Raw genomic sequence first — 22,928 nt, forward strand, 5'->3', positions numbered from 1 at the left:
GTTGGCGATGCTGAGCCCTTATATGTCACCCGTGGAGCGCGTGTGGTTCTACAGCTTGCGGATCCTGTGTGGCTTGATCCTGCTGTTCCTGATCTTGCCGGTGCTGGTGATTATCCCGCTGTCGTTCAACAGCGGCAGTTTTCTGGTGTACCCGCTGCAAGGCTTCTCGTTGCACTGGTATCAAGACTTCTTCGCCTCCGCCGAGTGGATGCGTGCCTTGAAGAACAGCATCATTGTGGCCCCCGCGGCCACGGTGCTGGCGATGGTGTTCGGTACGCTGGCGGCGATTGGCCTGACGCGCGGCAACTTCCCCGGCAAGGCGTTGGTCATGGCCTTGGTGATTTCGCCGATGGTGGTGCCTGTGGTGATCATTGGCGTGGCCAGCTATCTGTTCTTTGCGCCACTGGGGTTGGGCAACAGCTTCCTCTCGCTGATTGTGGTGCATGCCGTGCTGGGTGTGCCGTTTGTGATCATCACCGTGTCGGCGACATTGCAGGGCTTCAACCACAACCTGGTGCGGGCGGCGGCCAGCCTGGGCGCCTCGCCGTTGACCGCGTTTCGCCGTGTGACCTTGCCGTTGATCGCGCCGGGGGTGATTTCCGGGGCATTGTTTGCCTTCTCGACGTCCTTTGATGAAGTGGTAGTGACGCTGTTTCTCGCCGGCCCCGAGCAAGCGACTTTGCCGCGCCAGATGTTCAGCGGCATCCGCGAAAATTTAAGCCCGACGATTGCCGCAGCGGCAACCTTGCTGATTGCGTTCTCGGTGCTGCTGTTGCTGACCCTTGAATGGCTGCGAGGCCGCAGCGAGAAACTGCACACCGCGCAAGTCTAAAGGTCGAAACCGGATCAAATGTGGGAGCTGGCTTGCCTGCGATAGCATCAACTCGGTATGTCAGGAAAACCGAGGCGGTCGCATCGCAGGCAAGCCAGCTCCCACACCGACCGAGCCATTCAGTGCGTGAATGCTGGGCAACCTGAAATACCCGGCTATTCTTGTGCCAGCCCATCATTAATAAGAGGCCGCGCACATGAGTACTTCCTCATTCAAGATCGCCCACAAACTGCTGACCGGCGCTGGCGCCATCGAACAACTGGCCGCCGAGCTCACGCGTCTTGATGTGGATAACCCGTTGATCGTTACCGATGCCGCGCTGGTCAAGTCCGGCACCGTGGCGCTGGCGCTCGAGCACCTGGGCGAGCGCACTTATGAGATTTTCGACCGTGTGCTGCCCGACCCGGAAATCGCCATCGTCGAGGACTGCATGCGCGTGTACCGCGAGGGCGGGCATGACGGTCTGATCGGCGTGGGCGGTGGCAGTGCCATCGACATCGCCAAGAGTGTCGCGGCCTATGCCGGTTACCACGGCGCGCTGGCGGACTTGTTCGGCGTCGACCAGGTGCCGCGCAAAGGCCCGCCGCTGATCGCCATCCCGACCACGGCCGGCACCGGTTCGGAGGTGACCAATGTGGCGATTCTCTCCGACAAGGCCGCACAACTGAAAAAAGGCATCGTCAGCGATTACTTATTGCCGGATGTTGCGCTGATCAGCCCGCAAATGACCCTCACGTGCCCGCGCAGTGTCACCGCCGCCAGTGGCGTGGATGCGCTGGTGCATGCCATCGAGTCCTACCTGTCGCTGAATGCCTCGCCGATCACTGACGCGCTGGCCATCGGCGCGATCAAGCTGATCGCCAATGCGCTGCCCAAGGCCTACGCCAACCCTGCCAACCTGCAGGCCCGCGATGATATGGCCACCGCCAGCCTGATGGCCGGCATGGCGTTCGGCAATGCTGGCGTCGGCGCAGTGCATGCCTTGGCGTACCCGTTGGGCGGGCGATTCAATATTGCTCACGGCGTGAGCAATGCGCTGTTGCTGCCTTACGTGATGCACTGGAACAAACTGGCCTGCGTGGAGCGCATGCAGGACATTGCCCAAGCCATGGGCGTGAATACCGCCGGGCTCAGCGTCAACGACGCCGCGGACCAGGCGGTCGAGGCGATGACGCGGCTGTGTGCCGCCGTGGAAATCCCGGCAGGGCTGCGCAGCTTTGGTGTGCCGGAAGACGCGATCCCCGCCATGGCGACGGAAGCCGCGGGCATTGAGCGCCTGATGCGCAACAACCCGCGCAAGCTCAGCGCAGCGGATATCGAGAAAATCTACCGGGCGGCTTACTGACCATTGAGTTAGGTCACGGTGTGCTGGGTAAAGCATGAGGTATACAATGCGCGCCATCGTGATTTAGCTCAAAAAGGTGCGTCATGCAGCCCTTCGTTATCGCTCCATCGATTCTCTCCGCCGACTTCGCCCGCCTGGGTGAGGAAGTGGACAAGGTATTGGCCGCCGGTGCCGACTTCGTGCACTTCGATGTCATGGACAACCACTATGTGCCCAACCTGACCATCGGCCCGATGGTCTGCGCGGCACTGCGCAAGTACGGCATTACTGCGCCGATCGATGCGCACCTGATGGTCAGCCCGGTGGACCGCATCGTCGGTGACTTCATCGAGGCCGGCGCCACCTACATTACCTTCCATCCGGAAGCCACGCTGCACGTCGACCGCACCCTGCAACTGATTCGCGAAGGCGGTTGCAAGGCTGGCCTGGTGTTCAACCCGGCCACGCCGTTGAGTGTGCTGGAGTACGTGATGGACAAGGTCGACATGGTCTTGCTGATGAGCGTCAACCCGGGCTTCGGCGGCCAGAAGTTCATCCCCGGCACGCTGAACAAGCTGCGCGAAGCGCGCGCGCTGATCGATGCGTCGGGCCGTGATATCCGCCTGGAAATCGACGGTGGGGTCAACGTCAACAATATTCGCGAAATCGCCGCCGCTGGCGCTGACACCTTTGTGGCTGGCTCGGCGATCTTCAACGCCCCCAACTACCAGGAAGTCATCGACAAGATGCGGGCCGAACTGGCGCTGGCGCGTCCATGAGCGGTTTTGAGCAGTTGTTCCCCGGCAAACTGCCACGACTGGTGATGTTCGATCTGGACGGTACATTGATCGATTCGGTGCCAGACCTGGCGGCGGCGGTGGACGAGATGCTGCTCAAGCTGGGGCGAAAGCCAGCGGGCATCGAGGCGGTGCGTGAGTGGGTCGGCAACGGCGCGCAGATGCTGGTGCGTCGGGCCTTGGCCAACCATATTGATGCCGAAGGTGTGGATGAGGTTGAGGCCGAGCACGCCCTGGAACTCTTCAATGTTGCCTATGAAAGCAGCCATGAGCTCACCGTGGTTTACCCCGGCGTGCGCGACACGCTCAAGTGGCTGCACAAGCAAGGCGTGGAGATGGCGCTGATCACCAACAAGCCGGAGCGCTTTGTCGCACCGCTGTTGGACCAGATGAAAATCGGCCGGTATTTCCGCTGGATCATCGGCGGCGACACCTTGCCGCAGAAAAAGCCTGACCCGGCGGCGCTGTTCTTCGTAATGAAAATGGCCAATATTCCGGCCTCGCAATCGTTGTTTGTCGGCGATTCGCGCAGTGATGTGCAAGCCGCCAAAGCCGCTGGCGTGCAGTGTGTGGCGCTGAGCTACGGCTACAACCACGGCCGACCGATCGCCGAGGAGTCGCCGGCGCTGGTGATTGATGATCTGCGACTGCTAATCCCCGGTTGCTTGGGAGCGGGCGCTGAGATAACGTTGCCCGACATCGAATCAACCCCTTCTGGAAATTCCATCGTGGTGGTCACTCGCAAACTCTGGATGAAAGTCATCAAGGCCCTGGCCCGCTGGCGTTGGCGCGCCTGACTGATCCTGGCCGCGTTGCGGCACGTTTGCACACCTGACCGTTTGACCCTCAAGCCACGAGGCACCTCATGATCCGCGAAGAATTCCTGCGTTTGGCCACTGCCGGCTATAACCGTATCCCCATGGCCTGCGAAACCCTGGCTGACTTCGATACGCCGCTGTCGATCTACCTCAAACTGGCCGACAAGCCCAATTCCTACCTGCTCGAATCGGTGCAGGGCGGCGAGAAGTGGGGCCGTTACTCGATCATCGGCCTGCCGTGCCGCACCGTGCTGCGTGTGCATGACCACCATGTGAGCATCACCCATGATGGCGTCGAGATCGAAAGCCATGACGTGGAAGACCCGCTGGCGTTCGTCGAAACCTTCAAGGCGCGCTACAACGTGCCGACCATTCCCGGTCTGCCGCGTTTCAACGGTGGCCTGGTGGGGTATTTCGGCTACGACTGCGTGCGCTACGTGGAAAAACGCCTGGGCAAATGTCCGAACCCGGACCCGCTGGGCGTGCCGGACATTCTGCTGATGGTCTCCGACGCGGTGGTGGTGTTCGACAACCTCGCCGGCAAGATGCACGCGATTGTCCTCGCCGACCCGTCCCAGGCCGATGCCTTCGAGCAAGGCCAGGCCAGCCTTGAGGCGCTGCTGGAGAAACTGCGTCAGCCGATCACTCCACGCCGTGGCCTGGACCTCAGCCGTCCGCCGGCCGCCGACCCGATCTTTCGTTCAAGCTTTACCCAGGATGACTACGAGCGCGCGGTCGACACCATCAAGGAATACATCCTTGCCGGTGACTGCATGCAGGTGGTGCCGTCGCAACGCATGTCCATCGACTTCAAGGCGGCGCCAATTGATCTGTACCGCGCGCTGCGGTGCTTCAACCCGACGCCGTACATGTACTTCTTCAACTTCGGAGACTTCCACGTGGTGGGCAGTTCGCCGGAAGTGCTGGTGCGGGTCGAAGACAACCTCATCACCGTGCGCCCGATAGCCGGCACACGCCCGCGTGGCGCGACCGAAGAGGCCGACCTGGCGCTGGAAGAAGACCTGCTGAGTGACGACAAGGAAATTGCCGAACACTTGATGCTGATCGACCTGGGCCGCAACGACACCGGGCGGGTTTCGGAAATCGGTTCGGTGAAGCTCACCGAGAAGATGGTCATCGAGCGGTATTCCAACGTGATGCACATTGTGTCCAACGTCACCGGCGAGCTGAAAGCCGGGTTGACCGCGATGGACGCACTGCGGGCGATTCTGCCGGCGGGCACTTTGTCGGGCGCGCCGAAGATTCGCGCGATGGAGATCATCGACGAACTGGAGCCGGTCAAGCGTGGTGTGTATGGCGGCGCCGTGGGATATTTCGCCTGGAACGGCAATATGGACACTGCGATTGCGATCCGCACCGCCGTGATCAAGGACGGCGAGCTGCATGTGCAGGCGGGTGGCGGGATTGTGGCTGACTCGGTGCCGGCCCTGGAATGGGAAGAAACCCTGAACAAACGCCGCGCGATGTTCCGGGCTGTGGCGTTGGCAGAGCAAACGCCGCAAAGCTAAAGTCAGACATTGGACAACCTGTGGGAGCAGGCAAGCCAGCTCCCACAGTTGTTTTGTGGGATGTTTAAGATCCGCTTAGAAATCCAGACTCACCCCAACACTGACGCCTTGCTGGGTAAAGCTGTCATCCTTCCTCACGTTATACGCCGCCCGTAGCGCCAGCTCCTGAGTCAGCTTGTGGCTGACGCCCAGACTCAATCGGTCCGAATTGCTGCGCGGCGTGTAGCCGTCCAGCTTGAAGTCGATGCCTGGCACGCTGTTGAGCGACATCTTTACCTTCTGGGTGTCGTTTTCGAACTCATGCTCGTGGGCCACTTCGCCAAACACTTGGGTTTGCGGCGTAATCCGGTAGCTGCCCTGCAGGCCGACGCCCAGGCGTTTGGAATCGCGTTGCTGGTCATCGAAGGTCAGCGCGGTGGAGCGGTTGCCCTTTTCCGAATAACCATCGACTTCGACCCGCGAATAGTCCGCGCTGATGAACGGTGACAAATGCCAATCGCTGCCGGCGCCGGCAATGTCGTAGCCCAAGCGGCCGCTCAAGGCCCAGAGCCAGCCGTCGGTGTCGCCTTTTTCGGCGCCTTCGCTGACGCCCAGGGCGAACTTGCGCTTGAGGCTGTCGAAGTCCAGCTTGCCGCCGGTCAGCGCCGCATCGGCCCACCAGTGGTTTTGCTGATATTGCGCGAAGGCGGTGCCCATGTAGCTGTTGAGCTTGTAGTCCGAATCGCGGGCGCCGGCTTCGAGTGTCTGGCGATACAAGCCGGCGGCCACGCCGACGCGCCAGTTTTCGTCGAGGCGATAGCTGCCGCCGACGTTCACGTTGTAGCCGCTGCCGTCGCCGCTGGCCGAACTGCGTTGATCATCAAAGTCCAAATGCTGGCCACCACCGGCGACAATCGCGCGCCATTGGCCGACGGCCTGCCAGTTGCCACTGTCGGCTTGCCACTGGTTGCGCAGTTCATCCTGGTGGGCGCGCAAGGTGCCCTGGGCCATCTCTGGCAGCAAAGTCACTTCCCACGGCGCGGCGAGCAGTGAGTAGGCGTAGTCGGCGATCAACTGTTGCCCGGCGATGGTGGGGTGTACCGAGTCGTTGTAGATCAGCTTGGTCGGGTCCGGGGTGGCGCCGCCAATGCCATACACCGGGTTGGCGGTGCAGCCGTTGCCGCTGAAGCAGGTGCCGGTGAGGTTTTGCCCGGTGGCCAGGCCAAAGCGCGCAGGGTTGGCGAAGGTTTCATTGAGCAGTAACGGGATGTTCAGCGGGATGACCTGGGCGTCGATCTGCGACAGGCGCTGCACCAGCGCCTGGTTGAAAATGCTGCTCAGGGCCGAGCTGGCGCCTTGCGCGGGCGTGCCGTTGATGGCGGGTGTCAAGCCCAGGTCGGGCAGCATCCACACCATGATGTAGCGCGCGCCGGCCTGTTGCAGGGCTTGGGCGCTGTCGGCCAGGCGCCCGCCGGCGGCCACGGCCTGGCCTGGGCTGAGGACGCGTCCTTGCAGAAAGTCATTGCCGCCACCGGATAGGAAATACAACGCGTTCGGGTCAGCCCGCCCGCCGTTGGCCGGCAGATAACCCTGACGGCTGCGCAGTACGGTGCCACCACCGGTGTTGCCGGGCGGGATCGCCGCATTGGAGACCGAGGTGATGGAGTCCAGGATGTTGTCGGTACGGTAGCCGCCGACCGCCCAGTTATTACCATCCGGCAAACCTTGGGCGGCACGTACCGGCGAGGTGGAGGCATTCAGGTCGTTGGGTGCCACGCCCAGCTTGGCCCCCAAAAGCGTAGATGACACCAGGCCATAATCGCCCTGGAATGTCGGCCCGGTGCGGTTGGTAAAGCGCAAGGTGGCGCCGGCCGAGCCATCGGGGAACTGGCCGGCGTCGGCCAGGCTGTCGCCGAACACGACCATGGTTGAGTAAGGTGAAGGTGCTGCAAACGCCTGCGCGCAGGCCAGTGACAGGAGGCAGCCGGCGAGGGGGGCGAAAAACGGTGGTCTGAGCATGCGAAATTCCATTTAGTTGTTTTTGTATCGGACGCGAAACACTAGCAATGTAGTGAGGGTTTTCGTCGAAGAAAACTGTTTTTTCCTGTAAAGACACCGTAGTGATTCCCCCGTATTCGCTGCTCCATATTGCACCGCTGGCGAGGCTACGTTACTGTGCCTGAACGTATGAATGAGACCCTCCCCGTGTTGATCATCAGCAAACTCTTGATGCGAGTAGTCAAGGCACACGCCCGTTGGCGTTGGCGCGCCTGACATTTTTCTCTGCCGGCTCGGCCGGACCTGTACCGATTTGCCTTCTTCACCCTTTGTTTGACGCCCCTTGCCGGCTCACCCTGGCAACCGGAACGTGCGTCTGGCAGCGGGACACTCTCTTGGAAGGCGGTCATTCGAAATCAGTGAATTCAAGAGGTTTGAACCCACATGTTGCTGATGATTGATAACTACGATTCCTTTACCTACAACGTTGTGCAGTACCTGGGCGAACTCGGCGCCGAGGTCAAGGTGGTGCGCAACGACGAACTGACGGTCGCCGAAATCGCTGCCCTGAACCCGGAGCGCATCGTGGTTTCGCCTGGCCCGTGCACGCCGACCGAAGCGGGCATTTCCCTCGAAGCGATCAAATATTTCGCCGGTAAATTGCCGATCCTGGGCGTGTGTCTGGGCCATCAGTCCATCGGCCAGGCGTTTGGGGGTGACGTGGTACGTGCGCGCCAAGTGATGCATGGCAAAACCAGCCCGGTGTTCCATAAAGACCTCGGCGTATTCCACGGCCTCAACCTGCCGGTGACAGTCACTCGCTACCACTCGTTGGTGGTCAAGCGTGAAACCCTGCCCGAGTGCCTGGAGCTGACCGCCTGGACTCAGCTGGAAGACGGCTCGGTCGACGAGATCATGGGCCTGCGTCACAAGACACTGAATATCGAAGGGGTGCAATTTCACCCCGAATCAATCCTGACCGAGCAGGGCTACGAGCTGTTCGCCAACTTTCTCAAGCAGAGCGGCGGCACGCGCTAAGGACTTTCCATGGATATCAAGACTGCCCTGAGCCGTATCGTCGGCCATCTGGACCTGAGCACCGCTGAAATGAGCGATGTGATGCGCGAGATCATGACTGGCCAATGCACTGACGCGCAGATCGGCGCGTTCATGATGGCGATGCGCATGAAGAGCGAGAGCATCGACGAAATCGTCGGCGCCGTGTCAGTGATGCGTGAGCTGGCCGACAAGGTTGAGCTCAAGACCCTCGACGGCGTGGTCGATGTGGTCGGCACCGGCGGCGACGGTGCGAATATTTTCAACGTGTCGACGGCTTCCTCCTTTGTGGTGGCGGCAGCCGGTTGCACCGTGGCCAAACACGGTAACCGTGCGGTGTCGGGCAAAAGCGGCAGCGCCGACTTGCTGGAGGCGGCCGGGATTTATCTGAACCTGACGCCGGTGCAAGTGGCGCGCTGCATCGACAGCGTGGGCATTGGCTTCATGTTTGCCCAGTCCCACCACGGCGCCATGAAACACGCCGCCGGCCCGCGCAAGGACCTTGGCCTGCGCACCCTGTTCAACATGCTCGGCCCGCTTACGAATCCGGCCGGCGTGAAACATCAGGTGGTCGGTGTGTTCAGCCAGGCGCTGTGCCGGCCGTTGGCCGAAGTGTTGCAGCGTCTGGGCAGCAAGCACGTGCTGGTGGTGCATTCCAAGGATGGCCTGGACGAATTCAGCCTGGCGGCACCGACCTTCGTGGCGGAGCTGAAGAATGACCAGGTCAGCGAATATTGGGTCGAGCCCGAAGACCTCGGCATGAGAAGCCAAAGCTTGCATGGCCTGTCGGTGGAAAGCCCGGCGGCCTCGCTGGAGTTGATCCGTGATGCCTTGGGGCGCCGTAAGACAGAAAACGGCCAGAAAGCCGCAGAAATGATTGTTCTGAATGCTGGCGCGGCACTTTACGCGGCGGACCACGCCTATAGTCTTAAGGAAGGTGTCGCCTTGGCCCACGATGCGTTGCACACCGGTCTGGCTCGCGAAAAGCTCGAAGAACTGGGAGCCTTTACCGCTGTGTTCAAAATGGAGAATGAAGGATGAGTGTCCCGACCGTTCTGGAAAAAATCCTCGCGCGCAAGGCTGAAGAGGTGGCCGAGCGCCGTGCCCGTGTGAGCCTGGCTGAGCTGGAGGGCTTGGCAAAAAGCGCCGACGCGCCGCGTGGTTTTGCCGCTGCGCTGATCAAGCAGGCGAAGGAAAAACAGCCTGCCGTGATTGCCGAGATCAAAAAAGCTTCGCCCAGCAAAGGCGTGATTCGCGAAGTTTTCATTCCTGAAGACATTGCCAAGAGCTATGAGAAGGGCGGCGCAACCTGCCTGTCCGTGTTGACCGATATCGACTTCTTCCAGGGTTCCGACCTGTTCCTGCAACAGGCCCGCGCCGCGTGCAAGTTGCCGGTGATCCGCAAGGACTTCATGGTTGACCCGTACCAGATCGTCGAAGCCCGCGCCTTGGGCGCCGATTGCGTGCTGCTGATCGTCTCCGCGCTGGACGACGTGAAGATGGCCGAGCTGGCGGCCGTGGCCAAAAGCGTAGGCCTGGACGTACTGGTAGAAGTGCACGATGGCGATGAGCTGGAGCGCGCGCTGAAAACCCTCGACACGCCGTTGGTGGGGGTTAATAACCGTAACCTGCACACCTTTGAAGTCAGCCTGGAAAATACCCTCGACCTGTTGCCGCGTATTCCGCGTGATCGGTTGGTGATTACCGAGAGCGGCATCGTCAACCGCGCCGACGTAGAGCTGATGGAAATCAGCGGTGTGTTTTCGTTCCTGGTGGGTGAGACATTTATGCGCGCCGAGAACCCAGGTGCGGAATTGCAGCGTCTGTTCTTCCCGGAGCGTGGCGTGGCGGTGAGCGGTTCGACCCTCGACTGACTTGAAATACGGTCAACATGTGGAAGCTCCCACATTTGGTTTTGTGTTTGTTCAGAGGATAGGTGTTCGATGATTGAGCCGGTGTCGATGACAGTTGAAGCAGGGCTTGCCGCCGAGCAAGACTTGCTGGCGGCCGTTTGCGCCGGTGAACAGGCATTCGGGCTACTGTTCTGGCAGCCAAATGACCAGGCTTTGGTCATGCCACGCCGTTTGAGCCGCTTGCCGGCTTTTGACGCTGCCAGCCAAGTTTCGGCTGCTGCCGGTTGGCCGGTGTTACTGCGCGAAACCGGCGGAGAGCCGGTGCCGCAGTCGGCCGCCACGGTCAATATCGCACTGGTTTACGCGCCCCCGCGCAGCGAGGGCGATCAGGGCCGCATCGAAACCGGATATCAGCGTTTGTGCCAGCCGATCTGTGACTTGCTGATTGAGTTGGGCGGTGACGCTTCTGTTGGCGAAATCGACGGCGCCTTCTGCGACGGTCGCTACAACGTCAACCTTAACGGCCGCAAGATGGTGGGCACCGCCCAGCGTTGGCGGCAAAGCAGCGGCCGCCCGGTGGGTTTGGTGCATGGTGCATTGTTGCTGGATAACGACCGTGAGGAATTGATTGCGGCGGTCAATCGCTTCAATGAGGCCTGCGGCCTCGACCAGCGGGTGCGTGCCGACAGCCATATCGCGCTACACGAAGCCTTTCCCGCACCGGATGCCATCACCCGATTGGACGCGTTGTACCGTCAGATGCTGGCCGGATTCCTGCCCGCTTAACGCGTACCGAACACCACCATCGTCTTGCCTTTGACGTGTACCAGGTTGCGTTCTTCCAGGTCCTTGAGCACACGACCGACCATTTCCCGCGAGCACCCGACGATGCGTCCGATCTCTTGGCGCGTGACCTTGATCTGCATGCCGTCGGGGTGAGTCATGGCGTCGGGCTGTTTGCACAGTTCCAGCAGGCAGCGGGCCACGCGGCCGGTGACATCAAAGAACGCCAGGTCACCCACCTTGCGCGTGGTGTCGCGCAGGCGTTGAGCAATCTGCCCGCTCAAGGCGTAGAGGATGTCGGGATCATGCTGGGCCAGTTCGCGAAACTTGGCATAGCTGATCTCGGCAACTTCGCATTCCACCTTGGCCCGCACCCAGGCACTGCGCTCCTGCTCTTTGCCCGCTTGTTCAAACAGCCCCAGCTCACCGAAGAAATCCCCGGTATTGAGGTACGCGATGATCATTTCGCGGCCGTCTTCATCTTCGATCAGGATGGTGACCGAACCCTTGATAATGAAGAACAGTGTTTCGGAGCGTTCGCCCGCGCAAATGATGTTGTGCTTAACCGGGTAACGCCGGCGCTGGCAGTGCATCAACAATTTGTCGAGGTTCTTGATCTTGGGTGTGGGAGCAAGAGCAACCATGGTTGTATCCCGAAAAGACTGCACGGTGTGGTTGGAATTATTTTTATCCAGCGGTAACGGCATTGATACACGCTGTAAAAAGGATGGCAATACGCCATTGAATTGGCGCCAGCTTAACAGACACATTCTGCCTCGATTAGGGAATTTAGCGGGCAAACGTTGTCATTGATCGTTTTCATGCTGGGCGCTGCGGTTTCAAGACCCTGTGCTAAGCTGGCGACCCTTTTTTAGCAGTGGAGTCTGGGCGATGAAGGCACGCATCCAATGGGCGGGCGAGGCCATGTTCCTCGGTGAGTCGGGCAGTGGCCATGTAGTGGTTATGGATGGCCCGCCGGACGCCGGTGGCCGTAACCTGGGTGTACGCCCGATGGAAATGCTCCTGCTCGGTGTTGGCGGTTGCAGCAATTTCGATGTGGTCAGCATCTTGAAGAAGTCCCGCCAGGCCGTCGAAAGCTGCGAAGCCTTCCTGGAAGCCGAGCGCGCCACTGAAGACCCCAAGGTGTTTACCAGGATCCACATGCATTTTGTGGTCAAAGGCCGGGCGTTGAAGGAAGCTCAGGTCAAGCGTGCCATCGAGCTGTCGGCCGAGAAGTATTGCTCGGCATCGATCATGCTGGGCGCCGCCGGTGTGGCCATCACCCATGATTACGAGATTATCGAGCTGGGTTGATTGCGAGTCGGCAATAGAAAAGGGCGCCTCGATGGCGCCCTTTTTCGTGTTGCGTTGCTCAGATTCGGTAGGTGCTTTTGGTCATGACCTTGGCCAATACGCTCATGCCGAACCGCACCGGCGCCGGGAAGCGAAAGCCGCCTGCATCCAGTGCGCTTTCTGCGTGGTGTTCTTCATCAATGCGCATTTGCTCAAGAATCGCCCGCGACTTTTCATCTTCGGCCGGCAGTTGCTCCAGGTGTTCATCCAAGTGTTTGCACACCTGATGTTCGGTTGCGGCGACAAACCCGAGGCTGACCTTGTCGCTGATCAGGCCGGCAGCGGCGCCGATACCGAACGACAAACCGTAAAACAGCGGGTTGAGCACGCTGGGATGGCTGCCGAGTTGGCGAATGCGCTGCTCGCACCAGGCCAGGTGGTCGATTTCTTCTTCGGCCGCATGTTCCATCGCTGCGCGTACCTGCGGCAGCTTGGCGGTCAGCGCCTGGCCCTGGTACAGCGCCTGGGCACAGACTTCACCGGTGTGGTTGATGCGCATCAGGCCGGCGACGTGGCGGGTGTCGGTCTCGCTCATCTGCGCATCGGGCTGCACGATGGCGGGCGAAGGCCGGTACGGTTGGCCGATGAAGGGCAGCAGGGTGCGCATGGCCATGTCGGCTTGCAGCAACAGACGGTCAATCGGCGAGTAGTGACGTTGGGTAGTCATGCTGACCTCCGGGAAGAATCTCGGCGGCCAGTTTACCGCAAGAGAAGGCAATGCGTTTGCGCTGTGTCAGGGGCATAGGGTCGCAGCTTTGAGCCGCGACCTTTGCGCCACGGCTAATCAGCCCGGCGGCCAGTTCATCTGGCGCTGACCCAGCACGTGCATATGGATGTGATAAACAGTCTGCCCGCCATCCTCGTTGCAGTTCATCACCACGCGAAAGCCCTTCTCGCAGCCTTGTTCGACCGCCAGCCTTTGAGCGGTGAACAGAATGTGGCCAGCGAGGGCTTTGTCTTCTTCGGTGAGGTCGTTGAGGGTGCGGATTGGCTTTTTCGGAATGACCAGAAAATGCACGGGTGCCATTGGGGCAATATCGTGGAAGGCGAGGACTTGGTCATCTTCATAGATGATCTTCGCAGGTATTTCTCTGTTGATGATCTTGGTGAACAGAGTATCCACAGCTGTTTCTCCATTATGTAAGTGCAGAACGAGTGTACCGAGGCCGTCAGCGCGGGCAATAGGCCTTGTTGATGGCGCCGGCAATCTTGCGGGTCAGCCAGCGTGGGCTCAAGCGCGGGCTGAAGGCCAGCCAGCGGTTGCGTCGCCCGGGAATAATGATGGCTTTGTTTTTTTCCAGCGCGCGCACGGTGTAGAGCGCCACTTCTTCCGGGCTCATCAGTTGACCGCTGCGGTCGAGCTTGGCGGTGTCCATTTGCGCGGTGCCGAAGAATGCCGTGCGCGTGGGGCCGGGACACAGCACCGAGACCTTGATACCGCAGGTCTTCAACTCTTCGCGCAGGCCTTCGGAGAAGTGCAGCACATACGCCTTGCTGGCGTAATAGCTGCTCATCCAGGGGCCGGGTTGGAAGGCTGCGATCGAGGCTACGTTGAGGATCTGCCCACCGCCATGCAGCGCCATGGCGTTGCCAAGGGCGTGGCACATGCGGGTGAGGGCCAGGATGTTAACTTCGATCAGGTCTTGCTCGGTCATCCAGTCCTGGGCGAGGAACGGCCCGCTGGTGCCCATGCCGGCGCAGTTGACCAACAGGTCGATCTGCCGCTCGCCTTCTTCAAGTTCCAGCAGGAACCCGGACAAACGCAGGGGTTCGCCCAGGTCGCAGGCACGAAACAGCACCTCGACGCCGAAACGCTGAGTCAATTCAATAGCAATGCTTTCCAACTGATCACGCTGGCGGGCCACCAGAATCAAGCTGCGGCCGCGACGGGCCAGTGCTTCGGCCAAGGCCAGGCCGATGCCGCTGGAGGCGCCGGTGATCAGAGCGTAACGGGTCATGCCTTTCTCCATCGCAACGCCGCCGAGCCTGTGACAGAGGCATCACAGGCGGCGGGGCGTTTCTTCACTGTTCTGGAGAGTCTACAGGTTCGGCTGCGTCCTCAGCACTTTGCACGCTTTCTTCTTCATCTACGGTGACGCTTTGATCGGTGGCGTCATCGGCGGTGATGGAGCTGCTTTCGTAGCTGCTGTCCATATTCGCTTCAAGTTGGTTCAGGTAGCCGTTCATGCCCAGCGTCACCACAATGGCGAGCATCACCGGGATAAACGCCAGCCACAGGGTCGCCAACACCTTGACTGCTGTGGAGTTGCGCGGCGGCGGCGGGCCATATTGGTTGGCGCCTGCGTTGCCCGGCAGTACCAGCAGCAGGATCGGGAAGACGCTGTTGACCAATGGCACAAGGTTGAGGAGGTACAGCCAGCCGGACCAGCCCAGATCGTGCAGGCGTTGCACACCGATTTGCACGCTCACCCACACCAGTGCGACAAACAAGGCCAAGCCCAGCAGCACCCCGAGGATGGTGCCGGCAGTCGGCGAGGCGGTTGCCACGGCGAAGCTCGCGGTACTGATGATGCCACCGGCCACCAACAGCGCCAGGGTCAATACCAGCGTCCAGGCCAGATAACGCAAGCGGCCGATGCGCCCGTGGATGGTGAACACTTTAAGGGTTGAGTATTCCTCGGTGTATTCACCCACGGCAGCACGCGGCGGTGCGTACGGCGAAGCCGCAGGGCGCGAGAAGTCTGGCGCGCTGGCGTCGGTTTCGTGGGTTTCGGCCAGGTTGAAGGTTACCGGCTGCTCGGGTTCGATGCGGGCATCGACGCCGGCGTTTTTCAGCGCAGTAAGATAGGTTTCGGCATCGGCGCGGGAAAGGTCGCGCTTGAGTGCGACCGGGCGACCGGTGAAAAGCTTTTCGATGGCTGCCACATCGCTTTTGAACAGCTCGGCGAGGTTCAGCTTGGCGGTGGTGCTTTCGACACCCGGGAGCAGGGCTCCGTCAAACACAATCTTGAAACGGCTGTCGCTCATGCGGGCATCCTTGTCACTTGTTCAGGGAAGGGGTTGCAGGCCTGCACACGTGGGCAGGCCTGCTGTTCAGTTCAACGGGGCCAGCGCAGTTGCGCTGCCTGCTCGCGTGCCTTGCGGTATTCGGCATCCAGGCGGGCAATCAGTTCATCGACGCTGGGTAAATCACCAATCTGGCCTACACCTTGGCCGGCTGACCATACGGTTTTCCAGGCCTTGGCCTCATCGCTCAACGGCTTGAGCTTGGAACCGAAGTTGATTTCGCCTTTGCCCTGCAGGGCGGCGAGATCGAAACCGGCGTTTTCCAGGCTCTGGCGCATGAAGCTTGCGGGTACGCCGGACACCGCAGCAGTGTGCACGATGTCGGCGGCGCGCGATGTGAGCAGCATCTCTTTATAGGCTTGCGGGGCGTGACTTTCGGTGGTGCCGATAAAGCGCGTGCCGAAATACGCCAGGTCTGCGCCCAGCAGTTGCGCGGCGAGTATCTCATGCCCGTGGTTGAGGCAGCCGGCCAACAGCAGGGTTTTATCAAAGAACTGGCGAATTTCGGCGATCAGCGCGAACGGGCTCCAGGTGCCGGCGTGGCCTCCGGCGCCCGCTGCCACGGCGATCAGGCCGTCAACACCGGCCTCTGCGGCTTTCTCGGCATGTCGGCGGGTGGTGACATCGTGAAACACCAGGCCACCGTAGCTGTGGACCGCATCCACCAGCTCCTTGACCGCGCCCAGGCTGGTAATGACGATCGGCACCTTGTGCTCGACGCAGATCGCCAGGTCGGCCTCAAGCCTCGGGTTGCTGTTATGCACGATCAGGTTGACGGCATAGGGCGCGGGGTTGTCCAGCTGCGCCAGGCCCGCTTCGATTTCCTCCAGCCAGGCCTTGAAACCACTGCTTTCGCGCTGGTTGAGTGCCGGGAAACTCCCCACCACGCCATTGCGACAGCACGCCAGGACCAGCTGCGGGTTGGAAATCAGAAACATCGGCGCAGCCACCACGGGCAGGCGCAGACGTTGTTCGAGCGAAGCGGGCAGTGACATTGGAGGTTCCCCGAGTAATTGAAATTAGAACGGTTTGACCACGACCAAAATTACGATAGCCAGCAATATCAGAACCGGCACTTCATTGAACCAGCGATAAAAGACATGGCTGCGGGTGTTTTCGCCACGGGCGAAGCGTTTTACCTGGGCGCCGCACATATGGTGGTAGCCGATCAGCAGCACCACCAGGGTGAGTTTGGCGTGGATCCAGGCACCGGATTGAAAAATGGCCGGGTTGAGGTAGATCAGCCAGCCACCGAATATCAGGGTAGCGATCATTGCCGGCCCCATGATGCCGCGGTACAGCTTGCGCTCCATTACGCTGAAGCGTTCCTTGCTGACGGTGTCCTCACTTTGCGCGTGGTAGACGAACAGGCGTGGCAGGTAAAACAGCCCGGCAAACCAGCAGACGATACTGACGATATGGAAGGCTTTGATCCATAGATAGAGCATTTCTAGTTATTCCCAGGTTCACGGTAACTGAAGATAGTAGTGGCTCATGCGCCTGTACGTCACGTTGACGGTTGTCGCAGGACGATACGGCCCCTATTATCGACGGCTTTCCAGTGGGTTCGTTGAGGGCAGGTTTATGGTCAAGGTCGGTATCGTCGGCGGCACGGGTTACACCGGTGTCGAATTGCTGCGTCTGTTGGCTCAGCATCCGCAAGCTGAGGTGGTGGTTATCACTTCTCGATCCGAGGCCGGGCTGGCCGTGGCCGACATGTACCCGAACCTGCGAGGCCACTATGATGGCCTGGCGTTCAGCGTGCCGGACATCAAGACCCTGGGCGCGTGCGATGTGGTGTTCTTCGCCACGCCTCACGGGGTTGCGCATGCGCTGGCTGGCGAATTGCTGGCGGCGGGTACCAAGGTCATCGACCTGTCGGCCGACTTCCGCTTGCAGGACGCCGATGAGTGGGCCAAGTGGTACGGCCAGCCACACGGCGCGCCTGAGTTGCTGGAAGAGGCGGTGTATGGCCTGCCGGAAGTCAATCGTGAGCAAATCAAGCAGGCACGCCTGATTGCTGTGCCGGGTTGCTATCCGACCGCAACGCAGCTGGGTTTCCTGCCATTGCTGGAAGCGGGTCTGGCCGACGCTTCGCGCTTGATCGCCGACTGCAAGTCGGGTGTGAGTGGCGCCGGCCGTGGTGCAGCTGTAGGTTCGCTGTACTCCGAGACGTCGGAAAGCATGAAGGCCTACGCGGTTAAAGGGCATCGTCACTTGCCGGAAATTCGCCAGGGGCTGCGTCGTGCCGCCGGTAAAGATGTAGGCCTGACCTTCGTGCCGCACCTGACGCCGATGATTCGTGGCATTCACTCCACGCTCTACGCCACTGTTGTAGACCGTTCGGTAGACCTGCAGGCGCTGTTCGAAAAGCGTTATGCCAATGAACCGTTCGTCGACGTGATGCCGGCCGGCAGCCACCCGGAAACCCGTAGCGTGCGCGGTGCCAACGTATGCCGCATTGCCGTGCACCGTCCACAGGATGGTGATTTGGTGGTGGTGTTGTCGGTGATCGATAACCTGGTCAAGGGCGCGTCGGGCCAGGCGGTGCAGAACATGAACATTCTGTTTGGCCTGGATGAGAAGCTGGGCCTGTCCCATGCGGGCATGCTGCCTTAAGGTTGTTTGGCGGTTAAGCAAAAGGCCCGTTGATCGGGCCTTTTGTGTTTTTAATGGCGGCAGCGCAGATTGATATACCGTAACAATAGTTGACCGCTTTTCTAGGAGAAGCGGATAATGCCCGCCATTACGCATATGGCGGCGCTACGCCGGGAGATTATCAGCATGAGCGTTGAATCCTTCACCCCCACGGCTTTGCAATTCACCCACGGTGCTGCGCACAAGGTGAAGAGCCTGGTCGATGAAGAGGGTAATGATCGCTTGAAGCTGCGCGTATTCGTTACGGGCGGCGGTTGTTCAGGGTTTCAGTACGGTTTTACCTTCGATGAAGATGTGGCCGACGATGACACCATCGTCGAGCGCGAGGGCGTCAGCCTGGTCGTGGACCCGATGAGCTTCCAATACCTGGCAGGTGCCGAGGTGGATTACCAGGAAGGTCTGGAAGGCTCGCGTTTCGTGATCAAGAACCCGAATGCCACCACGACCTGTGGTTGCGGGTCTTCGTTCTCGATCTGATCAGCAGCCTGATCTTCAGCAAATAAAAAAACGCCGCTTGGCTTTGATGGGCCAAGCGGCGTTTTGCTGCCTGCAGGTTTACGCTGGGTAGATCGCGCCTAATACCCGAAGCCCGCGTGCGCCAGTGACACTTGGGCGGTTGGCGGCGATGCCTGCCAGGCAGCAATGGGCCAGCCAGGCGAAGGCCATGGCTTCAACCCAATCGGGGTCCACGCCGTAAGTGGCGGTGCTGCTGACCTGAGTGGACGGCAACAACGCTGCCAAGCGCTTCATCAGCGTGGCGTTATGCGCGCCGCCGCCACAGACCAGCAGGGTTTCGGTGTCGGTTTGTGCGGCTTGCAGGGACTCGACGATGGTCAGTGCAGTCAGTTCAAGCAGGGTTGCTTGCACATCTTCTGGCTGGAACGCTGGCAATCTGGCCAGGTGGTGTTGCAGCCATCCCAGGTTGAAGACTTCGCGGCCAGTGCTTTTCGGGCCTTTGGTCAGGAAGAACGGGTCGCTGAGCAGAGCGTTGAGTAGCGCAGGCTCGACCTGGCCAGCGGCCGCCCATTGACCATCGCGATCAAAGTGCTCGCCGCGCTGATTGTGGATCCACGCATCCAGCAACACGTTGCCCGGGCCGCAGTCGAAGCCGGCTACGGGCTTGTTGGTCTCGATCAAGCTGAGGTTGCTGAAGCCGCCGACATTCAACACGGCGCGGTTGCCGGTACGTTCGCCGAACAAGGCTTCGTGAAAGGCCGGCACCAAGGGCGCGCCTTGACCGCCGGCGGCCACATCGCGGCTGCGGAAGTCACTGACGACGGTAATGCCCGTCAGCTCGGTGAGCAGGGCAGGGTTGCCGATTTGTACGGTAAAGCCTCGAGCAGGTTCATGGCGGATCGTCTGGCCGTGGCTGCCGATCGCGCGTATGTCCTGGGGCTTGAGGGCTTGTTGTTCCAGTAAGGCGTGGATGCCTTTGGCCGCCAGTGTCACCCAGTGTTGCTGGGCGAGCGCCGAACGGGCGATCTCATCCGGGCCGCTGGCGCACAGGCTTAGCAGCTCGGTACGCAGATCGTCCGGCATGGGAATGTAGTGCGTGGCGATCAATTTGATCGCCGGGTCTTGTTCGATCAGGGCGATATCCAGGCCATCGAGGCTGGTCCCGGACATCACACCCATATAGAGCGCCATACCTTAGCGCTTCGCCGAGGCCAGCAGGGTGGAGCGCTCCTGGTCCATGCGTGCCATCAGTGGCTGGCTCTGTTGGAGGAAGCGCGCGCGCTCGGCCTTGGCAATCGGGTCGGCCATTGGCAACTTCTGGCCCAGAGGGTCGACGTGGACGCCGTTCACCTGGAACTCATAGTGCAAATGCGGGCCGGTAGAAAGGCCTGTGGTGCCGATATAGCCGATGACCTGGCCCTGCTTGACGTTGCTGCCGGTCGACACGCCTTTGGCGAACCCTTGCATGTGGCCGTACAGGGTGCGGTAGGTATTGCCGTGCTGGATGATCACGGTATTGCCGTAACCGCCGCGGCGGCCGGCCAGCAACACCTTGCCGTCACCGGCAGCCTTGATGGGCGTACCACGTGGGGCAGCATAGTCGACGCCTTTGTGGGCGCGGATCTTGTTGAGGATCGGATGCTTGCGGCCCATGGAGAAGCGCGAACTGATGCGGGCAAAGTCCACCGGCGTGCGGATGAAGGCTTTGCGCATACTGTTGCCATCGGCGGTGTAGTAGCTGGTGTTGCCTTGTTTGTTGGTATAGCGCACTGCGGTGTAGGTTTTGCCGCGGTTGGTAAACCGCGCCGATAGAATCGCGCCGGTGCCGACGACTTTGCCGTTGGCGACTCTCTGCTCATAGATCACGTCGAATTCGTCACCCTGACGGATGTCCTGGGCGAAGTCGATGTCGTAGCCAAACACGCTGGCCATGTCCATGGTCATGCTGTGGGACAAGCCGGCGCGGGCGGCCGACTGTGACAGCGAGCTGTTGATGACGCCATGCACGTAGGCGGAGCGCGTCACCGGTTTGGTGGTGATGCGGTTGAACGCAAAGCCTTTGGCGCCCTTGCTCAGGCTAATGCTTTCGAGGTCGTTGACATTGCTGTGCAGGTTTTTCAGCTGGCCGTCGGCAGCCAATTCGAACTCAAGCTTCTGGCCGTGCTTGAGCTGAGTGAATTGCTTGGCTTGTTTATCGCTGGCCAGCACCTCATTAACGGTAGCAGCGGGCAGGCCGACCTTTTCGAACAGCGTTGAAAGCGTATCGCCCTTGGCGACTATCACTTCGCGGTGCAGCGCATTCTTGGTTGCAACGGGTGCAGGCGGTTCTTGAGTGGCCTGTTGGGTGTCTTCCGGGGTGCTTTTTATCTGTGCGAATGGAGATTCTGTCGGTGCGTTTGTGGCTTGTTGCGCGTCGGAAGCGTCTTGATCTTGTGTCAGTTGTTCAACTGGACTTTCCAGGTCAAGGCTCAGGGATGTTCGTTTGGCTTCGACGTCACTGGAAGGGAATACCAGGAGTGCCAGGCTGAGAAGGGCGGCGATACCACTTGCGGCGAGCAGGTGGGTCTTCGGGTAAAGCGGCGGCGCTTTAGACGGTTCTGTGGTCATAAGTAATTTTGACTTTGAAGATGAAATGGAAAAGATGAATGACATGATGAAGATGAAATAACTGTATAAAATATAACCAAATCATCTGTGGCGCAAGCTCGCGAACGCTGGGCTTGCTGAACGGTGTCCGTGCGCGGGACAAAACTTGTAATTAGTCCCTGATCTTGTATGGTTGGTTCCCTTTTGAATCTGAGCCTTGCGGGTCTGTTATGAAGTCGGTTGAAGAGCAGCTAGCGCTGATAAAACGTGGTGCGGAAGAACTGTTGGTCGAGGCCGAGCTGATCGAAAAGCTCAAGCGTGGCCAACCCCTGCGTATTAAGGCTGGCTTCGATCCGACCGCGCCGGATCTGCACCTGGGTCATACCGTGCTTATTAATAAGCTGCGTCAGTTCCAGGAGCTGGGGCATCAGGTCATCTTCCTTATAGGTGACTTCACCGGGATGATCGGTGATCCGAGCGGCAAGAGCGCAACGCGCCCGCCGCTGACCCGTGAGCAGGTGCTCGATAATGCCGAGACCTACAAGACCCAGGTGTTCAAGATTCTCGATCCGGCCAAGACCGAGGTGGCATTCAACTCCACCTGGATGGACCAAATGGGGCCGGCCGACTTTATTCGCCTGACTTCCCAGTACACCGTGGCGCGCATGCTTGAGCGTGATGACTTCGACAAGCGCTACTCGACCAATCAGCCAATCGCGATTCATGAGTTCCTCTACCCGCTGGTGCAGGGTTATGACTCGGTGGCGTTGCGTGCGGACGTTGAGCTGGGCGGCACTGACCAGAAGTTCAACCTGCTGATGGGGCGTGAGCTCCAGCGTGCGTATGGGCAAGAAGCTCAGTGCATTCTGACCATGCCGTTGCTGGAAGGGTTGGATGGCGTCAAGAAGATGTCCAAGTCCCTGGGTAACTATGTTGGTATCCAGGAAGCGCCGGGTGTGATGTACGGCAAGCTGGTATCGATTCCGGATGCGTTGATGTGGCGTTATTTCGAGCTGTTGAGCTTTCGCTCGATGGATGAGATCAACGCGCTGCGCGCAGACGTCGAGGCGGGTGCGAATCCTCGTGACGTGAAGATCAAGTTGGCGGAAGAGATCGTTGCGCGCTTCCATGGTGAAGAGGCTGCGGCCAGCGCTCACCGCGCGGCCGGTAACCGCATGAAGGATGGCGAGCTGCCGGACGATCTGCCAGAGATCGAATTGACTGCGGCTGAAGCGATGCCGATTGCCGCTGTACTTAATAAGGCGGGCCTGGTTAAGAACTCCGCGGTCGCGCGCGACCTGTTGGGTTCCGGTGGCGTGCGTATAGATGGTGAGGTTGTCGATCGCACCTTTATATACGAGCTGGGCGCTACCCACGTTTGCCAGGCTGGGAAGAAGGCATTTGCGCGTATTACGCTCAAAGCCGAATAAAACTGAAATGAGGTGTTGACGGCGAATTATATCTGTCTATAATTCGCCCCACTTCCGGCGCAGTCGAAACGGAAAACTCCTTGGTAAACAAAGAGTTACGAAGTTTTCGGCAGCAGGTTGCTTCAGTTCATCGAAGCCAGAAGGAAGTTGAAAAAGAGGTGTTGACAGCAGCGTGTAACGCTGTAGAATGGTTGAAGTTGTTGAAGAATTCTTCGAAARCTTCTGAAAATAATCACTTGACAGCAAATGACGCTGCTGTAGAATGCGCGCCTCGGTTGAGACGAAAGATCTTAACCAAYCGCTCTTTAACAACTGAATCAAGCAATTCGTGTGGGTGCTTGTGGRGTCAGACTGATAGTCAACAAGATTATCAGCATCACAAGTTACTCCGCGAGAAATCAAAGATGTAACCAACGATTGCTGAGCCAAGTTTAGGGTTTCTTAAAAAC

General features: G+C 59.8%; 23 protein-coding genes. 13 read left to right on the top strand and 10 right to left on the bottom strand.

What is annotated here, in order from left to right:
* Positions 1-7: 7 nt before the first annotated feature.
* The 5 genes from ASE80_RS04615 to trpE all read left to right on the top strand — a co-directional run bounded on the left by ASE80_RS04615 (position 8) and on the right by trpE (position 5,300).
* Positions 8-832: an ABC transporter permease gene (locus tag ASE80_RS04615; RefSeq protein WP_056857862.1), complete on the top strand. Its 825-nt coding sequence runs from the start codon at positions 8-10 to the stop codon at positions 830-832.
* A 196-nt stretch (positions 833-1,028) separates the two neighbouring features.
* Positions 1,029-2,177 carry an iron-containing alcohol dehydrogenase gene (locus tag ASE80_RS04620; protein WP_017138076.1) on the top strand — a complete coding sequence of 383 codons (1,149 nt, stop codon included), beginning with the start codon at positions 1,029-1,031 and terminating at the stop codon, positions 2,175-2,177.
* Between the two features lie 83 nt (positions 2,178-2,260).
* Entirely contained in the window at positions 2,261-2,935 is a 675-nt protein-coding gene (gene rpe, locus ASE80_RS04625; protein WP_017138077.1) for a ribulose-phosphate 3-epimerase, read from the top strand.
* Complete coding sequence (locus tag ASE80_RS04630) at positions 2,932-3,750, top strand: phosphoglycolate phosphatase (RefSeq protein WP_017138078.1); 819 nt, start codon at positions 2,932-2,934, stop codon at positions 3,748-3,750. Before rpe ends, ASE80_RS04630 begins: the two co-directional genes overlap by 4 nt.
* 68 nt (positions 3,751-3,818) lie before the next feature.
* The gene (gene trpE / locus ASE80_RS04635; protein WP_017138079.1) at positions 3,819-5,300 is read left to right on the top strand and encodes an anthranilate synthase component I; all 1,482 of its coding nucleotides are present in this window, start codon (positions 3,819-3,821) and stop codon (positions 5,298-5,300) included.
* 75 nt (positions 5,301-5,375) lie between these two features.
* Here the strand turns inward: trpE and estP are convergent, their stop codons facing one another.
* Complete coding sequence (gene estP / locus ASE80_RS04640; RefSeq protein WP_056857863.1) at positions 5,376-7,298, bottom strand: esterase EstP; 1,923 nt, start codon at positions 7,296-7,298, stop codon at positions 5,376-5,378.
* A 423-nt stretch (positions 7,299-7,721) separates the two neighbouring features.
* Between estP and ASE80_RS04645 the strand changes: the two genes are divergently transcribed.
* The 4 genes from ASE80_RS04645 (at position 7,722) to ASE80_RS04660 (ending at position 10,972) form a co-directional block, all read left to right on the top strand.
* The gene (locus tag ASE80_RS04645; RefSeq protein WP_017138081.1) at positions 7,722-8,315 is read left to right on the top strand and encodes an aminodeoxychorismate/anthranilate synthase component II; all 594 of its coding nucleotides are present in this window, start codon (positions 7,722-7,724) and stop codon (positions 8,313-8,315) included.
* Positions 8,316-8,324: 9 nt separating this feature from the next.
* Positions 8,325-9,374, top strand: a complete 1,050-nt coding sequence (trpD, locus tag ASE80_RS04650) for an anthranilate phosphoribosyltransferase (protein WP_017138082.1) — start codon at positions 8,325-8,327, stop codon at positions 9,372-9,374.
* Positions 9,371-10,207, top strand: coding sequence for an indole-3-glycerol phosphate synthase TrpC (trpC, locus tag ASE80_RS04655; RefSeq protein ID WP_017138083.1), 837 nt, complete (start codon positions 9,371-9,373; stop codon positions 10,205-10,207). Before trpD ends, trpC begins: the two co-directional genes overlap by 4 nt.
* Before the next feature lie 69 nt (positions 10,208-10,276).
* The gene (locus ASE80_RS04660) at positions 10,277-10,972 is read left to right on the top strand and encodes a lipoate--protein ligase family protein (RefSeq protein WP_056857864.1); all 696 of its coding nucleotides are present in this window, start codon (positions 10,277-10,279) and stop codon (positions 10,970-10,972) included.
* Here ASE80_RS04660 and crp read toward each other — a convergent pair.
* A complete protein-coding gene (gene crp / locus ASE80_RS04665) occupies positions 10,969-11,613 on the bottom strand; it encodes a cAMP-activated global transcriptional regulator CRP (protein ID WP_056857865.1) in 645 nt (214 codons plus the stop codon). The two genes, ASE80_RS04660 and crp, sit on opposite strands and share 4 nt — an antisense overlap.
* A 247-nt stretch (positions 11,614-11,860) precedes the next feature.
* Here crp and ASE80_RS04670 point away from each other — a divergent pair, with 247 nt between their 5' ends.
* Positions 11,861-12,283, top strand: coding sequence for an OsmC family protein (locus ASE80_RS04670; RefSeq protein WP_056857866.1), 423 nt, complete (start codon positions 11,861-11,863; stop codon positions 12,281-12,283).
* Between the two features lie 58 nt (positions 12,284-12,341).
* On the opposite strand, the gene coq7 is transcribed toward ASE80_RS04670, so the two are convergent.
* The 6 genes from coq7 to hemJ all read right to left on the bottom strand — a co-directional run bounded on the left by coq7 (position 12,342) and on the right by hemJ (position 16,797).
* Positions 12,342-12,989: a 2-polyprenyl-3-methyl-6-methoxy-1,4-benzoquinone monooxygenase gene (gene coq7 / locus ASE80_RS04675; RefSeq protein WP_056857867.1), complete on the bottom strand. Its 648-nt coding sequence runs from the start codon at positions 12,987-12,989 to the stop codon at positions 12,342-12,344.
* Positions 12,990-13,106: 117 nt separating this feature from the next.
* Complete coding sequence (locus ASE80_RS04680; protein ID WP_003210943.1) at positions 13,107-13,445, bottom strand: histidine triad nucleotide-binding protein; 339 nt, start codon at positions 13,443-13,445, stop codon at positions 13,107-13,109.
* Between the two features lie 46 nt (positions 13,446-13,491).
* Positions 13,492-14,280, bottom strand: coding sequence for an SDR family NAD(P)-dependent oxidoreductase (locus tag ASE80_RS04685; protein ID WP_056857868.1), 789 nt, complete (start codon positions 14,278-14,280; stop codon positions 13,492-13,494).
* A 64-nt stretch (positions 14,281-14,344) separates the two neighbouring features.
* Positions 14,345-15,310 (bottom strand): DUF805 domain-containing protein, encoded by a 966-nt coding sequence (locus tag ASE80_RS04690; RefSeq protein ID WP_056857869.1) that lies wholly within the window; start codon positions 15,308-15,310, stop codon positions 14,345-14,347.
* A gap of 71 nt (positions 15,311-15,381) precedes the next feature.
* Positions 15,382-16,344 (bottom strand): NAD(P)H-dependent flavin oxidoreductase, encoded by a 963-nt coding sequence (locus tag ASE80_RS04695; protein WP_056857870.1) that lies wholly within the window; start codon positions 16,342-16,344, stop codon positions 15,382-15,384.
* Between the two features lie 24 nt (positions 16,345-16,368).
* Complete coding sequence (hemJ, locus tag ASE80_RS04700) at positions 16,369-16,797, bottom strand: protoporphyrinogen oxidase HemJ (protein WP_017138091.1); 429 nt, start codon at positions 16,795-16,797, stop codon at positions 16,369-16,371.
* Between the two features lie 136 nt (positions 16,798-16,933).
* On the opposite strand from hemJ, the gene argC reads away from it, so the two are divergent.
* Positions 16,934-17,968 (top strand): N-acetyl-gamma-glutamyl-phosphate reductase, encoded by a 1,035-nt coding sequence (gene argC, locus ASE80_RS04705; protein ID WP_010206935.1) that lies wholly within the window; start codon positions 16,934-16,936, stop codon positions 17,966-17,968.
* Positions 17,969-18,133: 165 nt separating this feature from the next.
* The gene (gene erpA / locus ASE80_RS04710; protein WP_003176443.1) at positions 18,134-18,484 is read left to right on the top strand and encodes an iron-sulfur cluster insertion protein ErpA; all 351 of its coding nucleotides are present in this window, start codon (positions 18,134-18,136) and stop codon (positions 18,482-18,484) included.
* A gap of 78 nt (positions 18,485-18,562) precedes the next feature.
* Here erpA and ASE80_RS04715 read toward each other — a convergent pair whose 3' ends face one another.
* Both ASE80_RS04715 and ASE80_RS04720 read right to left on the bottom strand, forming a co-directional pair.
* Positions 18,563-19,654 (bottom strand): anhydro-N-acetylmuramic acid kinase, encoded by a 1,092-nt coding sequence (locus ASE80_RS04715; RefSeq protein ID WP_056857871.1) that lies wholly within the window; start codon positions 19,652-19,654, stop codon positions 18,563-18,565.
* Positions 19,655-19,657: 3 nt separating this feature from the next.
* Entirely contained in the window at positions 19,658-21,070 is a 1,413-nt protein-coding gene (locus ASE80_RS04720) for a peptidoglycan DD-metalloendopeptidase family protein (RefSeq protein ID WP_056857872.1), read from the bottom strand.
* Positions 21,071-21,279: 209 nt separating this feature from the next.
* Between ASE80_RS04720 and tyrS the strand changes: the two genes are divergently transcribed.
* Positions 21,280-22,479 carry a tyrosine--tRNA ligase gene (tyrS, locus tag ASE80_RS04725; protein WP_056857873.1) on the top strand — a complete coding sequence of 400 codons (1,200 nt, stop codon included), beginning with the start codon at positions 21,280-21,282 and terminating at the stop codon, positions 22,477-22,479.
* Positions 22,480-22,928 lie beyond the last annotated feature (449 nt).

It is taken from the genome of Pseudomonas sp. Leaf15 (genome assembly GCF_001421425.1).
Classification (GTDB): Bacteria; Pseudomonadota; Gammaproteobacteria; order Pseudomonadales; family Pseudomonadaceae; genus Aquipseudomonas; species Aquipseudomonas salomonii.